The following is a 14456-nucleotide window of genomic DNA, read 5'->3' on the forward strand; positions in this document are numbered from 1 at the left end:
GGACCTCCCGCCGGGGGCCGTCGGGGCCGTTGCCCTGGGCAGCAGCCCCTGGATACAGCGGCCTGGCCCCGGGTTCACGTGCGATGCGGGATCAGACGTGACGCAGCCCGGCCGCCCGGACTTCGGGCTCGGGCGCCGGGGCCCGGTCTGCACGCTGGTGCAACGCCTGCATGATGCCGCAATGCGGCCCCTGGCCGTCGCAGCGCCCCCGGATGGACAGCAGATCGCGCTCCAGCACCCGCAGTTCCTCCAGTCGTTCGCGAACGTGGCGCAGGTGCTCGTCCAGGGTGACCTGGGCGCGTAAGCAGTCTGCCGAGTCGCGCAGATCCAGATCGAGCAGGGTCCGGACCTCCTCGAGCGACATGTCGAGGGCGCGGCACAGGCGGATGAAACGCAGCCGGTGGACGTCCTCCTCGCTGTACAGCCGGTAGCTGGCCTCGCTGCGCAAGCCGGGGGGCAGAAGTCCCTGCTTTTCGTAGAAACGGATGCTGGCGGCGCTCAGCCCGGACTCGCTCGCGGCCTGGCCGATACGGTAGTGCGGTCTTTCATCGGGCATGGGTTGACCTTCAAGTGGCTTCAAGGTTTCCAATGATGCCATGGACACCCGCACACGCCCCGCCCCCCATGACCATGACCATGACCATGAACATGACCAAACGCATCGCCACGGTTCCGAGTCACACGGTCATCCTGCGCCGGGGAAAAAACACGACCACGCCCATCGTCACGACCACGGCCACGGCCATGCCGACGCCTGCTGCGGCGCCACGGCCCTGCCCCCGGCCAGCCCGGCGCCGGCCGGGGGCACGCGCCGCCGCATCCCGGACATGGACTGTGCGGTCGAGGCCAACGAGATCCGCGGGCTGGTCGAGGGCCTTCCGGGTGTGAACGACCTGCACTTCGATCTGAAGGCCCGGGTGCTGACGATCTCGGCCGATGCCGAAGCGGCCGCACAGGCCTTTGCGCGCATCGAAGGCGCGGGTTTCCGCACCCAGGCGTTGGACACCGAGGGCGAGGATGGTGCCGCGGCGCACGCGCCGCTCTCCGGTCAGCCGGGTCTGCCGCGCCTGATCGCCGCACTGGTCCTGGCGCTGGCGGCCGAGGCCACGGCTTTTGCCGCCCCGGAAGGCCTGGTCGCACAGGGCCTCGGCATGGGCATGGCCGCAGCGGCGATCGCACTCTCGGGATTCGACGTCTACCGCAAGGGCCTGGTGGCGCTGCGCCACGGCCGCCTCAACATCAACGCCCTGATGACGGTCGCCGTCACCGGCGCGGCACTGATCGGCCAGTGGCCGGAAGCCGCCATGGTGATGGCGCTGTATGCCATCGCCGAGCTGATCGAGGCTCGCGCAGCCGAGCGTGCACGCGGCGCGATCCGGGACCTGCTCGACACCGGCCCCGACCAGACCCTCGCCCGCCAGGCCGACGGTTCATGGCAACCGAAGGCCATCGGCGAGATCCGCGTCGGTGACCGCATCCGCACCAGACCCGGCGAACGCATCGCGCTCGACGGCGTGATCGAGGCCGGCCAGACCAGCGTCGACCAGGCGCCCATCACCGGCGAAAGCCTGCCCGTCGACAAGATCCCGGGCGACACCGTCTTTGCCGGCACCATCAACACCACCGCCACCATCGACGTGCGGGTGACTTCGGCCACCGGCGACAACCTCATCGACCGCATCATCGCGGCCGTCGAGCAGGCCCAGCAGGCGCGCGCGCCGACACAACGATTCGTCGACCGCTTCGCCCGCATCTACACGCCGGCCGTCTTCGTCATCGCCCTGCTGGCGGCCATCGTGCCGCCGCTGCTGCTGGACTGGACCTGGCTGGACGCCATCTACAAGGCCCTGGTGCTGCTGGTCATCGCCTGCCCCTGCGCGCTGGTCATCGCCACGCCCGTCACCGTGGTCAGCGGCCTGACAGCCGCCGCGCGTCGCGGCATCCTGATCAAGGGCGGCACCTTCCTCGAAAACCTGCGGCGCGTGCGAGCCGTTGCACTGGACAAGACCGGCACGGTCACCACCGGCGCCCCGGCGCTGGTCGCTTTCGAATCCGTGCCCCATGGGCTCGCCCGCGACCCCTTGCTTGCGCCGGCCACCGTCCCGTCCGGCGAGAAGCCGGATGCCGAGAGCCTGCGCATCGCACGCGCCCTGGCGTTGCAATCCGATCATCCGGTCTCCAAGGCCATCGCGGCCGGATTGGCCCGGGCCGACGGCGGCCTGCCGGAAGTCACGGGCTTCCAGGCCCTGGCCGGACGCGGCGTGCAGGGCTCGATCGGCGGCACCGACTACGTTCTGGGCAACCTGCGGCTCGCGCAATCGTTCGGCCCCGTGCCGCCAGGCCTGGCCGAGCGGCTGGCCGAGCACGAACGGCAAGGCCGCACCGTGACCCTGCTGGCCGGCCCGCAAGGCGTGCTCGCCATGCTGGCCGTGGCCGACACCATCAAGGCCAGCAGCCGCGAAGCCGTGGCCACGCTCAAGGCCATGGGTGTGGTGCCCGTGATGCTCAGCGGCGACAACACCGCCACGGCCCGCGCCATTGCGGCCGAGGCCGGCATCGAAGACGCCCGCGGCGATCTGCTGCCCGAAAACAAACAGCAGGCGATCGTCGACCTGCAGCGGCAGTACGGCGCCACCGCCATGGCCGGCGACGGCATCAACGATGCGCCCGCCCTGGCCCAGGCCGACATCGGCGTGGCCATGGGCGCCATCGGCACCGACACCGCCATCGAGACTGCCGACGTGGTGCTGATGACCGACGACCTGCGCAACATTCCCTTGGCGATCCGGCTGTCGCACCGCACCCACGGGGTGCTGTGGCAGAACATCGCGCTGGCCCTGGGCATCAAGGCCGTTTTTCTGGGTCTGGCCCTGGCGGGTTCGGCCACCATGTGGATGGCCGTGTTTGCCGACATGGGTGCGAGCCTGCTGGTGGTCGGCAACGGACTGCGGCTGCTGCGCGCCGGCCGCACGCCATGAAATCCCTCGGGTATGAGGGTCGCAAGAGGCGGTCGGCTTGATCCTCATGCATCCACAAGGTGCTGCAAAGTTTGCCGTCGATGCGATTCTTTTTGCGCTGAAGTAGGTATACTGGTCTACCTACTTTTGAATGAAAAACCCAGTGACTGTCGAGACTCCCCATCGCAAAGGCAGCGCGCACGACCGCCTCTTGAGCGCGGCAGCCATCCTGTTCTACAACGACGGCATCGCAGCCACCGGGATCGACGCCATCGTCAAGAAAGCCGGCGTGGCGAAAAAAAGCCTGTACAACAACTTCGCGTCCAAGTCCGAACTGGTCGAGGCCTACCTTCAGATTCGGCACGCCGAGTGGCTCTCGCTGTACGACACCCGCGTGCAGCAGGCCAAGGGGCCCGCAGAGCGTGTCTTGTCGGTGTTCGAGGCTTACGCCGACCACGCCGAACAAGCCTACGAGCGCGGGTTTCGCGGCTGCGGTCTGCTGAACGCGGCCGCCGAGTTCCCGGCCGGGGACTCCGGCCGAAAAGCCGTGCGCGCCCACAAGGAAGAGGTCGAATCCATCTTGAACAGGCATCTCGCCGAGCTGATTCCCGGCGATGCGCCACGCGCTGCGCTGTTGGCCCGGCACCTGGCGCTTCTGCTCGAAGGCTCGATCGTTCGGGCCGGCCTCGAAGGCAACAGCTACTGCGTCATCCAGGCCAAACGCATCGCCGCCTCGCTGCTGGAGGCCGCTTGACCCCCTCATCCAAAGACCACCTGCTGGGCGTTGCAGGCGTCCTGGTGGCGGCTGTCCTGTGGGGCACGACCGGCGTCTCCGCCACCTTCGCACCCGAAGTCGGCGCAGTCGCCATTGGCGCGGCAGCGATGGGCGTCGGCGGTCTGCTCCAGGCCGCGATCGCGACCCGGGCCATTGCCCGCCATGCCGCCGCACTGCGACAGCAATGGCCCTGGCTGCTGGTCGGTGCCCTGGCCGTGGCGATCTACCCGCTGGCGTTCTACGGCTCGATGCGCATGGCCGGCGTCACGGTGGGCACGGTGGTTTCCATCGGCTCCGCGCCCCTGCTGTCCGCCGTCATCGAAATGGTCATGGACGACCTGCGCGTCACCGCCCGATGGGTCTTTGGAGCCGCCTTGGGCCTGGTGGGCATGGCACTGCTCTGCATCGCGGAAAGCGGCGGCCACGGCTCGGCTGCGCCGTCGATCCCCATCGGCGTGGCCCTGGGTCTGCTCGCCGGTTTGACCTATGCCTTGTTTTCGTGGGCGGCCCGCCGCCTGATGCAGAGACGTATCCCGTCGCGCGCGGCCATGGGCGCGACCTTCGGCCTGGGCGGTCTCACGCTGATGCCCGTGCTGTTGACGACGGGTGCCCCGTTTCTTGCGTCGTGGAACAACGCCGGCGTGGGCATCTACATGGCCGTGGTGCCGATGTTCCTGGGCTACGTGTGCTTTGGTTACGGCCTGGCCCGCATCCAGGCCAGCATGGCCACCACGATCACCCTGGTGGAGCCCGTGGTCGCGGCCGCACTGGCCGCCGTGGTTGTGGGCGAACGTCTGCCCGAACTGGGATGGGTCGGCGTGGCGCTCATCTTTGCGTGCCTGGTGTGCATCACGCTACCGGCCCGTACAGGCGGGCGAACCCGCCCGTTGCCGCCGACCCAGGCCGTCTGACGGCTCAACGCAGGCCAGCCGCGGCGCCCTGGTCTTTCGACACGGTCAACACTGGATCAACACTGGAGAAGCAGCCATCATCATGACGACCATTTCATGGGACGATTTCGAAAAAATCGAATTGCGCGTGGGGCGCATCATCAAGGCCGAGCCATTTCCCGAAGCACGCAAGCCGGCCTACAAGCTGCAGGTGGATTTCGGCCCCGAGATCGGACTGCGCAAATCCAGCGCGCAAATCACCCGGCTCTATGCGATGGATGAGCTGGTGGGAAAGCTCGTGGTCGCCGTCATCAACTTTCCGCCCAAACAAATCGGGCCGTTCCGTTCCGAATGCCTCGTGACCGGTTTTCCGGACGAGCAGGGTCATGTGGCCCTGTGCGTACCGGACAGGCCTGTGCCACTGGGCAGCCGCTTGTTTTAGTCGCATGGAACCGGCGAGCCTGAAGACCACCCGCCGGCACGCGTCCGACAACAGCTCGGCATGAAACCCGCATCCGGCCAGCGGAACCCCATGCACCCGGCATGCTCCAATCGGGCATGCATGCTCCTCTCCCCGACCTCGGCCGGCGACGCTGGCTCCATCGCTCCGCCCAGGTGGCCCTGGCGACCTGCACGCTGGCAGCGCTTGCGCCCGCCCGCGCGGGCTACAACATCTGGCTGGGTGAATACACGATCGAGCGGCAACTGCTGCAGCAAGGGCTGGCCGAGCGCTTTCCCCTGCGGCTGCGCTACATGGAGCTGTTTCGCGTCACCTTGAGCAACCCCAGGCTGGGGTTGGACGCCAAGGCCAACCGCACTCAGGTCACCAGCGACGTGCAGATCGAGAACGACCTGCTGCTGGCCCGCCCCGTGCAAGGGCTGCTCGCGCTGAGCAGCGGCTTGAAATACGATGCGCCCGCCCGCGCCCTGCGGCTGCACGAGCCGCGTGCCGACCAGGTCGAGATCAAGGGCATGTCGGGCGAAGCCGCACGGCAGTTGCAGGCCGTGAGCGCCGCCGTGGCAGCCCAGGTGCTGGCCGACTATGCGCTCTACACCTTCAAGCCCGAGGAACTCACGTTCAACGGCCAGGTCTTCCAGCCCGGCGAGATCACGGTGCTGGAAGATGGCATCAAGGTGAAGGTCGACTAGCGCGAAGCCATGGGCGCGACTCGGGGCTCATGGGCCCGGGTCGGACCCGCCACGCGCCTGCCCGCCTGGCAGAGGCCGGTCGAAATCGACCCGCAGCACCTCGAAGCCCCGCGCCTGCAGCAATGCCGGCAGGCCCTGGTCGCCGATCATGTGCAAGGCACCGATGCCGGCCATCACGCGCCGGCCCTCGGCGTGCAGCTTCTCGATGCCGCGGGCCAAGGCCACATTGCGCTGGTCCAGCACGCGGCCCATCTGTGCGCGATCGGCCGGCGTGTCCATGCAGCGGCACCACTCGGGATAACGATCGAGCGTCGCCAGATCGCCCCGGGCCCAGACCTGGGTCAGCGCCTGAATGTCGGTGCGGGCGCGGCCGGAGGCCAGCTCTTCGAGCGCCTTGTCCACCATCTCGCCCTCGGCCTGCGAGGAACCGCCCGTCAGCAAGGCCAGTTGATCTTCGGGTTTTTCGAGACCGATCACGGGTTTGCCCTGCGCCTGGGCCATGCCCGCAAGCACGAAATCGATGGCGTAATCGGCGTAGAAACCGTCCTCGCGCCCCGCCAGGGTAAGCAAGGTCATGGCCTGCATCCCGGGGCGCAGGGGCGCCAGCAACCGCGCGTCGATACAGGCCTTGTCGGCCTGCGCAGCGAGCGCCTCGCGCCGCTGCGGCGTCATCACGGCATTCACGCGTGCCGGACTGGCAGGGCGGGCCAGCACCTGCATCACCTGAGGGTCGAGCAGATTGAGCTCCAGTGCCAGCGTGTCGCTGCGCTGCATGGCCCGCTGCACCCTGGGCCCGGGCATGAGCCACTCGGACTGCGCCACATGCAGCGTGCCGTACAGCCACGAGTCATGACCATCGCGGCGAATGCGCCACAGGAAACCGCGGTCGCGCGCCTGGGCCGCCATGACACGCAAGGCATCGGGCGTCGGCCGCACGGCCGGCGGCGGGCACACGCGGGCGGCGGATGCCGCGCCCGGTGCCGAAGCAGGGGAATCGGAGAGTTGGGTGCTGCCGCCCGGCGGGGTGGTTTGGGCCACCCCGGCCGGCAAGGCCGGAGCACCGAGGGCGCCAGAGGGTGTTTCGGCCCAGGCGGGACTGGCCCACAGCCAGGCGGCGCAACAGACCGCCAGCAGATTCGAACGTCGTGTCATGCGCCCATTATCCGGGGCATCGACGCCTGTGGAATCTGCCGATTTCCTTCAGTCTTTTGCCTTCAGCCTTCGAAGCCGAAGCGACCTTCCGCGGCAATCGCCTTGACCGGCAGACGCGGGCTGGGTGCCTCGCGCGACTGCAGGGCTTCGGCCAGGAAGCTCTTGTCTTCGCTGCGGCGGCCGATGGCGACGGCAGCTTGCACGGTGTAGCCTTCGGGCACGCCCAGGCTGGTGCGGGCCAGTTCCTTGTCGAAGCCGGTCATGCCGTGGGCATGCCAGCCCAGCAGCGTCGTCTGCAGGGCGAGGTAGCCCCAGGCGGCGCCGGTGTCGAACTCATGCGTGCCGTTGGGCTTGGGCTCGGCGGCACCGGGGGGCTGAGACCGGTTGGCCGACACGATGACGATCAGCGCCGAAGCCCTCTGGGCCCAGCTCTGGTTGAAGGCATTGAGCGTGGCGAACAGAGCGTCCCAGGCCGGCGTACCGGCACGCGCGTAGATGAAGCGCCAGGGCTGCGCATTGAACGCCGAAGGGGCCCAGCGGCCGGCTTCGATGATGGTCAGCAGATCCTGTTCGCTGATGGTCTCGCCCGTGAAAGCACGCGGCGACCAGCGATCGATGAAGATGGGATTGACGGGATACTCGGGCTGACGGGTCTGTTCGGTCACAGGAAACTCCTTCGAGGGCATGCGGGAATCGAACCGGCCGTACGGGCTGCACCGCCTCGGGTTCGACCCCTCGTTTTGCATAGCAAGGCCCGCCATCCTACTGGCATTGCACAACCCCTGCACACATCGTAGATTTACAGTGGCGAACCGGGCTGCCGCGGCTCGCGTTTCCGGTCACGCCGAGGCGCCTCTAGTTGCCGCTGCCCAGCGATTCGCCGAGGAAGTCGAGGAACGCCCGCACCGCCGGCGTCAGGCCCCGGCGCGACGGGAACACCGCATGCAGGATGCCCGGCGGCGGCGACCAGCCGGGCAATACGGACACCAGGCGGCCATCGGCCATTTCTTCCGCGCACATGTAATCGGGCAGGAAACCGAAGCCGATGCCTTCGAGCAGCGCGTACTTCAGGGTCAGCATGTCGTCTGCCAGCAGGCGGGGCTCGTGGTCGAAGCTGTACTCGGCGCCGTCCGGCCCGACCAGCAGCCAGGTGGTCCGTCCTTCCACGCCCGACATGGTCAGCGTGGGCAGCGCATGCAGATCCTGCGGCCGGGTCACACGCGGATGGCGCGCCAGCAGGCGGGGGCTGGCGACCAGTTCGGTGTGGCTCAGCCCCAGGCGCTTGATCACCAGACTGCCCGAGTCGTCGAGCGTGGGCCTCACCCGCAGGGCCACGTCCACGCCCTCCTCGACCAGGTCGACCACCCGGTTGGTGATCTCCATGTCGATGCGGACCTGGGAAAACGCCAGCATGAACCTCGGCAGCACCGGCCCGAGCACCACCTGGGCCACCGTCACCGGGCAGGTCACCCGTACCCGCCCGCGAGGCTCGGACTGCACGCGGGCCACCGCATCGGCCGCGGCCTGCGCCTCGGTGCGCATGGCGGCGCAGTGCCGGTAATAGACCTCGCCGACCGCCGTCAGCGACAGCTTGCGGGTGGTGCGCTGCAGCAGCCGCACCCCCAACTGGTTCTCCAGTTCGGCCACCCGCCGGGACAGACGCGACTTCGGAACACCCAGCACACGGCCGGCCGCAGCAAAACCGCCACGATCGACCACCTCGCAGAAAAACAGCATGTCATTGAGATCTTGCATAGGACGACGGACGTTTCTTTCACCCATAACCAAAACCACGATTGTGCGTGATTGAACCTATGGATGGAACAATCTGATCCGGTCACGGCGACTTATCAGCAGGTGCAAGCGTCCCTACCATTCATGCATCGGCGCTGCACATCGCGGCGCCCGGCCCAACCCCTCATACAGCCAGACAAGGACATTGCCATGACCAAACTTCTGCAGATCGATTCCAGCCCGCTGGGCGCCAACTCGGTTTCGCGCCAGCTCACCGCGCAGATCGTCGCCACCTGGGTGGCCGCCAAGCCCGACACCGTGGTCGAGCAACTCGACCTCGTGGCCAACGCGCCCTCCCACCTCGATGCCGACTCGCTGGGCTTCCGCCTGGGCCTCGACGATGCCAGCCTGACCGACGTGCAGCGCAAGGAGAACGCGATCTCCGAAGCCCTGGTGTCGCAGTTCCTGGCAGCCGACGTGGTCGTGGTCGGTGCCCCCATGTACAACTTCAGCGTGCCCAGCCAGCTCAAGGCCTGGATCGACCGCGTGGCGCAGGCCGGCCGCACGTTCAAGTACACCGAAGCCGGCCCGCAAGGCCTGGCAGCCGGCAAGAAGGTGATCGTCGCCTCCAGCCGCGGCGGCGCCTATTTCGACAAGCCTGAACTGGCCTTCCTCGAACACCAGGAAAGCTACCTCAAGGCGGTCTTCGGTTTCTTCGGCATCACCGACGTGACCTTCATCCGCGCCGAACGAATCGGCATGGGCCCCGAAGCCAAGGCCGAGGCGCTGAGCCAGGCTGCCAACGAGATCAAGGCCCTGGCCGCCGCCTGATCCCCGGCCCTCGGGCCATCCCGGCCGGCAGCGTGCTGCTCCGGCCCTCCGAACGAACCGGCACGCCTGCCTGGCCTGCCGGTTTTTTCATGTCCGGCCGTTTTCACGCAGCAGGGGTCATGCGCCCCGATCTGGATCATGTGCCCGCCCCAAGCTGGCGCACACCGACCTCCCACACAAGGCCATCGCACAAATCAGGTGCGCAAAGCTGATTGCCAAGTCTTGTATACCAACCCAAAGCACATGGCATGGTTCGTGCTGGATGGTTGGCAGCATGACCACGACCTCCTCAACCATCGCCCAGCGCATCCTCGAAGCCGTGATGGCGCGCAAGCTGCATCCCGGCATGCGGCTGGGCGAACAGCCTCTGGCGATGCTGTTCGACTGCAGCCGCACGCTGGTCCGCGAGGCCCTGCTGCAGCTCGCCACGCGCGGCATCGTGACCGTCAGTGCGCGGCGCGGCTGGTATGTGGTCGAACCCACGCAGGACGAGGCCCGCGAGGCATTCGACGCCCGGCAAGTCATCGAGCGCGGACTGATCCGGCAGAACACCCGCCTGGACAAATCCGCCGTGACCAAGCTCAAGCAGCATCTGGCCAAGGAACAGGCCGCGGTGGCCGGCGACGACGTCGGGCTGCGCAGCTACCTGCTGGGCGACTTCCATGTCTGCCTCGCCGAATGCCTCGGTAACCGCCTGCTGGCCGACACGCTGCGCGACCTCACGGCCCGCACCACGCTGATCGCCATGCGTTACCAGTCGCTGCACGATGCGGCCCAGTCCTGCGACGACCATGTGCACATCGTCGCGGCGCTCGAGCGCGGCGACATGGCACAGGCCGAGGCCCTGATGGCCGATCACATCGGCACCATCAGCGCCACGCTGCGCAAGCCCACCGACAGCGATCCGCTGGCCCAGTTGCGCGATGCGCTGCAGCCCATGCCCGTCGAGGCCGGCAAGCCGCGCAGCACCCGCACCGCTGCAGGCCGCAGCAAGACGACAACCCCCAGGACGAACCCGTCCGCCCCTTCTTCTTCCCCACCCCAACAGGACGATTCGTCCTACCTCGGAGCACTGCTATGAACCTCGCCAAACGCCACTTCTCCCTCGCCCTCGCCGCCGTCGCCCTGATGGGCAGCGCCACCCTGGCTCATGCCCAGAACGCGCTCGCCGACGTCATGAAGTCGAAGACCCTCAAGGTCGCCGTGCCTACCGACTACCCGCCCTACGGCTTTGCCGGCCTCGACCTGCAACCCCAGGGTCTGGACATCGACGTGGCCAAGCTGATCGCGGAGAAGCTGGGCGTCAAGATCGAACTGCTGCCCGTGGTCAGCGCCAATCGCATCCCCTACCTGCAGACCAAGAAGGCCGACCTGGTGATCTCGACGCTGGGCAAGAACGCCGAGCGCGAAAAAGTCATCGACTTCACCCACGCCTACGCGCCTTTCTACCAAGGCGTGTTTGCCGCCAAGGGCATGACGGTCAAGACCTTTGCCGACCTCTCGGGCAAAACGGTCGCCGTGACCCGCGGCGCCATGGAAGACGAGGAACTGGCCAAGGTCGGCCCGGCCGACATGATCGTCAAGCGCTTCGAAGACCAGGCCGGCACCTCCGCCGCCTTCGCTTCGGGCCAGACCCAGGTCATCGCGACCAGCGTCTCGAACATCTCGACGCTGGCCCAGAAGAACCCGCGCCTGGATGCCGAGTACAAGCTGCTGCTCAAGGACAGCCCCAACTTCATCGGCGTGGCCAAGGGCGAGGACGCCCTGCGCGCCAAGGTCAACGAGATCCTGCTGGCCGCCAAGGCCGACGGCACGCTCGAGAAGCTGTCGCAGAAGTGGCTCAAGCGCGAGGCCGGCAACCTGCCCCTGTAAGGCCGCGCCCGTTTCCGCGACACCCCGGCGCACGGCCCCGCCCGCCGTGCGCCAGGCGTCCATCGCCCGGGCGGGGCTCACCCCACGGTGCAGCCCCGTTCCCGAACGCCGCCTCCCGACCGATCCCGCCAAACATCCGCCATGCTCATTCAACTCGACTTCATGACCGTGCTCAGCCAGTGGCCCCTGCTGGCAACCGGCGTGGCATGGACGCTCGGCCTGACGGCCATCGCCACCGTGCTCGGCACGCTGCTGGGCGTCGCCTGCGCCTGGGCCCGCTCGCAGGGCCCTTCGGCTCTGCGCTGGATCGCGGGCAGCTATGTGGAGCTGATCCGCAACACGCCCTTCATCGTCCAGCTGTTCTTCATCTTTTTCGGCCTGCCGGCAGCCGGCGTCAAGCTCTCGCCGCTGACCGCCTCCATCCTGGCCATGGTCATCAATCTCGGCGCGTACGCCACCGAGATCATCCGCGCCGGCATCGAAGCCACGCCGCGTGGCCAGATCGAAGCGGCCCAGAGCCTGGCGCTGGGCCGTCTGCAGATTTTCACGCGCGTCATCATCCCGCCGGCGTTGCGCAAGGTCTGGCCCGCACTGGTGAGCCAGATCATCATCGTGATGCTGGGTTCGGCCGTCTGCAGCCAGATCTCGACCGAGGAGCTGAGCTACGCCGCCAATCTGATCCAGAGCCGCAACTTCCGCGCTTTCGAGGCCTACATCGTGGCCACGCTGGTCTACCTGGCCCTGGCCGTCGCCATCCGCCGACTCCTCAACTGGATCGGCCCTCGTTTCCTGTTCGGCCGCTGACCCGGAGTTATTTTTAGCCATGGTTGACTTCACCCTCTGGGACATTTTCCGCAACCTGCTGCTGGCAGCCCGCTGGACCGTCGTGCTCTCGCTCATCGCCTTCGTCGGCGGCGGCATCGTCGGACTGGCGCTGCTCGTGGCCCGCCTGGGCGGCGGCCGCATCGCCGAACGGCTGGTCGGCGCCTACATCCAGCTCTTCCAGGGCACGCCGTTGCTGATGCAGCTGTTCCTGATGTATTTTGGTCTGGCCCTGTTCGGCATCGAGACTTCGGCCTGGACTTCGGCGGCCCTGGCGCTCACGTTCTACACCAGCGCCTTCCTCACCGAGATCTGGCGCGGCTGCGTCGCCGCCATCCCCAAGGGTCAATGGGAGGCCGCGCAGAGCCTGGCCATGAGCTTCGGCGAACTGCTGCGCCATGTGGTGCTGCCGCAGGCGCTCAAGATCGCCGTGCCGCCCACCGTCGGTTTCCTGGTCCAGGTGATCAAGGGCACGGCGCTGGCCTCGGTGATCGGCTTCGTCGAGCTCACCAAGGCCGGCGGCATGATCTCCAACGTCACCTACCAACCGCTGCTCGTCTTTGCAGCCGTGGCCCTGATCTATTTTGTGCTGTGCTTCCCCGTGAGCCTGTACGCCAAGACACTTGAAAGGAAAATCCATGCAGGCCGCCACTGAAGCCCCCGCATCCACCGCCACCCTGGCCGAGCCGCATACCCGGCAGGGCGCGCCCATCGTGCGCGTCACGGCACTGCGCAAGTCCTACGGCACCAACGAGGTGCTCAAGGGCATCGACCTGGATGTTCAGCGCGGCGAAGTCATCGCCATCATCGGCAAGAGCGGTTCGGGCAAAAGCACGCTGCTGCGTTGCATCAACGGCCTGGAAGTGTTCCAGGAAGGCTCGCTCACCGTCGACGGCAAACCCTTGCTGTACGACAGCGCCATGGCGATGCGCGAACTGCGCCAGCGCGTGGGCATGATCTTCCAGCAGTTCAACCTCTTCCCTCACCTCAGCGTGGGCCGCAACGTGATGTTGGCGCCCATGCTGGTCAAGAAAAAGAACAGCAGCGAGAACACCCAGCGCGCCCGCGTGCTGCTCGAGCGCGTCGGTCTGGCCGAGAAGTTCGACGCCATGCCCGACCAGCTTTCGGGCGGCCAGCAGCAGCGTGTGGCCATCGCCCGCGCACTGGCGATGGACCCGGCGGTGCTGCTGTGCGACGAGATCACCAGCGCGCTCGACCCGGAACTGGTGGGCGAAGTGCTGCGCGTGGTCGAATCGCTCGCCGCCGAAGGCATGACGCTGCTGATGGTGACGCATGAAATGAGCTTTGCCCGCAAGGTGAGCGACCGTGTCATCTTCATGCATCAGGGCCGTGTGCACGAGATGGGTCCGCCCAACGAGATCTTCGGCAATCCCCGCACGCCCGAACTGCAGCAATTCCTGTCCTCGCTGCATGACTGAGTGCGTCAGTCGGATGTTGGACATTTGACAAGCGGCCCCTGCTGTGCAAGCGCAGGCAGGGCAACCCCACAGCGGGCCACCGCTGTCCCGGCCCCCCGGCGGCACCAGTCCCGCCGGGGGCGCTTCTTTTTTTGAAACCGGTATCAGTACCGAAGCCGTCGTCCGGAATGACGGCAGGCCGTTGCGCGGGTATCGCCACGGTTCGGCGGACAGGGGTCAGACAGCGCCGCTTGCGAACATCAGAAAAATTGCCTAAAGTCTGCTGCGACGCAACAAAGCTTCCCTTGTTTCCGAAAGCCCGATCCGCCATGTTGCAAAACGTTTGCCAAGCCGAATTCGCCGACCAGGACACCGTGATCAACCTCGACTGCGCCCGCACCGCCTCGCTGGTGCGCGCACTCGACGGTTGCATGCATCCGCGCGTCGGGCGCCTGATGCGCCAGATCAGCGAAGCCGTGGGCGACGAGGACTTCAAACGGCTGGCCGGCGAAGTGAAATACCTTCTGACACTCACTTTTGGCGAAGCCGAGGCTCAACGTCGCCTACAATAGACCTCGACGGGCCTTCCCGCATGGCTAAGCAGCCAACCGGGTCAGGTGGGGAACCAAGCAGCCCTAACTGTGGCGTCAGTGCCGGGGTCAAGGCTCGTCACCTTCCATTCTTTCCAGTGTGCATGCAGCGGCAGAAGCAACGCTTCTCGGCCTGATCCACCTCTTCGAGACGTCCATCAAGGTCGTCGCAGCGGTCATCCATCGGCGATGGCTGCACAGATCCCCCTCCGATTCCGCACCACCGCAGCCGTCGAGATCGCCTTGACGGGATGGGCAAGGGCGCC

16 protein-coding genes and 1 other RNA gene are annotated in these 14456 nt (G+C 67.1%); 13 read left to right on the forward strand and 4 right to left on the reverse strand.

Going from position 1 to position 14456, the window contains the following annotated elements; genetic code table 11:
• Positions 1-91 precede the first annotated feature (91 nt).
• The gene (locus EC845_RS06100) at positions 92-556 is read right to left on the reverse strand and encodes a MerR family transcriptional regulator (RefSeq protein WP_123296269.1); all 465 of its coding nucleotides are present in this window, start codon (positions 554-556) and stop codon (positions 92-94) included.
• Between the two features lie 40 nt (positions 557-596).
• On the opposite strand from EC845_RS06100, the gene EC845_RS06105 reads away from it, so the two are divergent.
• The 5 genes from EC845_RS06105 (at position 597) to EC845_RS06125 (ending at position 5771) form a co-directional block, all read left to right on the forward strand.
• Positions 597-2978: a cation-translocating P-type ATPase gene (locus tag EC845_RS06105; protein ID WP_123296270.1), complete on the forward strand. Its 2382-nt coding sequence runs from the start codon at positions 597-599 to the stop codon at positions 2976-2978.
• 142 nt (positions 2979-3120) lie between these two features.
• Positions 3121-3711, forward strand: a complete 591-nt coding sequence (locus tag EC845_RS06110) for a TetR/AcrR family transcriptional regulator (protein WP_233597940.1) — start codon at positions 3121-3123, stop codon at positions 3709-3711.
• Complete coding sequence (locus tag EC845_RS06115) at positions 3708-4643, forward strand: DMT family transporter (RefSeq protein WP_123296272.1); 936 nt, start codon at positions 3708-3710, stop codon at positions 4641-4643. Before EC845_RS06110 ends, EC845_RS06115 begins: the two co-directional genes overlap by 4 nt.
• An 82-nt stretch (positions 4644-4725) precedes the next feature.
• On the forward strand, positions 4726-5064 hold the full coding sequence (locus tag EC845_RS06120; RefSeq protein ID WP_123296273.1) for a tRNA-binding protein: 339 nt from the start codon (positions 4726-4728) through the stop codon (positions 5062-5064).
• Between the two features lie 116 nt (positions 5065-5180).
• On the forward strand, positions 5181-5771 hold the full coding sequence (locus EC845_RS06125; RefSeq protein WP_123296388.1) for a DUF1439 domain-containing protein: 591 nt from the start codon (positions 5181-5183) through the stop codon (positions 5769-5771).
• A gap of 27 nt (positions 5772-5798) precedes the next feature.
• On the opposite strand, the gene EC845_RS06130 is transcribed toward EC845_RS06125, so the two are convergent.
• The 3 genes from EC845_RS06130 to EC845_RS06140 all read right to left on the reverse strand — a co-directional run bounded on the left by EC845_RS06130 (position 5799) and on the right by EC845_RS06140 (position 8678).
• A complete protein-coding gene (locus EC845_RS06130) occupies positions 5799-6923 on the reverse strand; it encodes a TraB/GumN family protein (protein ID WP_123296274.1) in 1125 nt (374 codons plus the stop codon).
• 62 nt (positions 6924-6985) lie between these two features.
• Positions 6986-7588 carry a nitroreductase family protein gene (locus tag EC845_RS06135; RefSeq protein ID WP_233597941.1) on the reverse strand — a complete coding sequence of 201 codons (603 nt, stop codon included), beginning with the start codon at positions 7586-7588 and terminating at the stop codon, positions 6986-6988.
• A 190-nt stretch (positions 7589-7778) separates the two neighbouring features.
• Complete coding sequence (locus EC845_RS06140) at positions 7779-8678, reverse strand: LysR family transcriptional regulator (RefSeq protein ID WP_123296276.1); 900 nt, start codon at positions 8676-8678, stop codon at positions 7779-7781.
• A gap of 189 nt (positions 8679-8867) precedes the next feature.
• Here EC845_RS06140 and EC845_RS06145 point away from each other — a divergent pair, with 189 nt between their 5' ends.
• The 8 genes from EC845_RS06145 to ffs all read left to right on the forward strand — a co-directional run bounded on the left by EC845_RS06145 (position 8868) and on the right by ffs (position 14274).
• A complete protein-coding gene (locus EC845_RS06145) occupies positions 8868-9488 on the forward strand; it encodes an FMN-dependent NADH-azoreductase (protein ID WP_123296277.1) in 621 nt (206 codons plus the stop codon).
• 274 nt (positions 9489-9762) lie between these two features.
• Positions 9763-10569 (forward strand): GntR family transcriptional regulator, encoded by an 807-nt coding sequence (locus EC845_RS06150; RefSeq protein ID WP_123296389.1) that lies wholly within the window; start codon positions 9763-9765, stop codon positions 10567-10569.
• Positions 10566-11360 (forward strand): transporter substrate-binding domain-containing protein, encoded by a 795-nt coding sequence (locus EC845_RS06155; RefSeq protein WP_123296278.1) that lies wholly within the window; start codon positions 10566-10568, stop codon positions 11358-11360. Before EC845_RS06150 ends, EC845_RS06155 begins: the two co-directional genes overlap by 4 nt.
• 141 nt (positions 11361-11501) lie before the next feature.
• Positions 11502-12164 carry an amino acid ABC transporter permease gene (locus EC845_RS06160; RefSeq protein WP_123296279.1) on the forward strand — a complete coding sequence of 221 codons (663 nt, stop codon included), beginning with the start codon at positions 11502-11504 and terminating at the stop codon, positions 12162-12164.
• Between the two features lie 19 nt (positions 12165-12183).
• A complete protein-coding gene (locus EC845_RS06165; RefSeq protein ID WP_123296280.1) occupies positions 12184-12837 on the forward strand; it encodes an amino acid ABC transporter permease in 654 nt (217 codons plus the stop codon).
• Complete coding sequence (locus tag EC845_RS06170; protein ID WP_123296281.1) at positions 12821-13621, forward strand: amino acid ABC transporter ATP-binding protein; 801 nt, start codon at positions 12821-12823, stop codon at positions 13619-13621. Before EC845_RS06165 ends, EC845_RS06170 begins: the two co-directional genes overlap by 17 nt.
• A 308-nt stretch (positions 13622-13929) precedes the next feature.
• Positions 13930-14172 (forward strand): hypothetical protein, encoded by a 243-nt coding sequence (locus tag EC845_RS06175; RefSeq protein WP_123296282.1) that lies wholly within the window; start codon positions 13930-13932, stop codon positions 14170-14172.
• A gap of 5 nt (positions 14173-14177) precedes the next feature.
• An RNA gene (gene ffs, locus EC845_RS06180) (signal recognition particle sRNA small type) lies at positions 14178-14274 on the forward strand.
• The last annotated feature ends 182 nt before the right edge of the window (positions 14275-14456 follow it).

Origin of the sequence: Comamonas sp. BIGb0124 (assembly GCF_003752175.1) — a bacterium.
Lineage (GTDB): Bacteria > Pseudomonadota > Gammaproteobacteria > Burkholderiales > Burkholderiaceae_C > Comamonas_F.

Coding starts and splice junctions, on each gene's coding strand:
- EC845_RS06100 (WP_123296269.1), bottom strand. CDS start 556: ATGCCCGATGAAAGACCGCACTACCGTATCGGCCAGGCCGCGAGCGAG.
- EC845_RS06175 (WP_123296282.1), top strand. CDS start 13,930: ATGTTGCAAAACGTTTGCCAAGCCGAATTCGCCGACCAGGACACCGTG.
- EC845_RS06125 (WP_123296388.1), top strand. CDS start 5,181: ATGCATGCTCCTCTCCCCGACCTCGGCCGGCGACGCTGGCTCCATCGC.
- EC845_RS06145 (WP_123296277.1), top strand. CDS start 8,868: ATGACCAAACTTCTGCAGATCGATTCCAGCCCGCTGGGCGCCAACTCG.
- EC845_RS06155 (WP_123296278.1), top strand. CDS start 10,566: ATGAACCTCGCCAAACGCCACTTCTCCCTCGCCCTCGCCGCCGTCGCC.
- EC845_RS06105 (WP_123296270.1), top strand. CDS start 597: ATGGACACCCGCACACGCCCCGCCCCCCATGACCATGACCATGACCAT.
- EC845_RS06170 (WP_123296281.1), top strand. CDS start 12,821: ATGCAGGCCGCCACTGAAGCCCCCGCATCCACCGCCACCCTGGCCGAG.
- EC845_RS06140 (WP_123296276.1), bottom strand. CDS start 8,678: ATGCAAGATCTCAATGACATGCTGTTTTTCTGCGAGGTGGTCGATCGT.
- EC845_RS06165 (WP_123296280.1), top strand. CDS start 12,184: ATGGTTGACTTCACCCTCTGGGACATTTTCCGCAACCTGCTGCTGGCA.
- EC845_RS06120 (WP_123296273.1), top strand. CDS start 4,726: ATGACGACCATTTCATGGGACGATTTCGAAAAAATCGAATTGCGCGTG.
- EC845_RS06130 (WP_123296274.1), bottom strand. CDS start 6,923: ATGACACGACGTTCGAATCTGCTGGCGGTCTGTTGCGCCGCCTGGCTG.
- EC845_RS06160 (WP_123296279.1), top strand. CDS start 11,502: ATGCTCATTCAACTCGACTTCATGACCGTGCTCAGCCAGTGGCCCCTG.
- EC845_RS06150 (WP_123296389.1), top strand. CDS start 9,763: ATGACCACGACCTCCTCAACCATCGCCCAGCGCATCCTCGAAGCCGTG.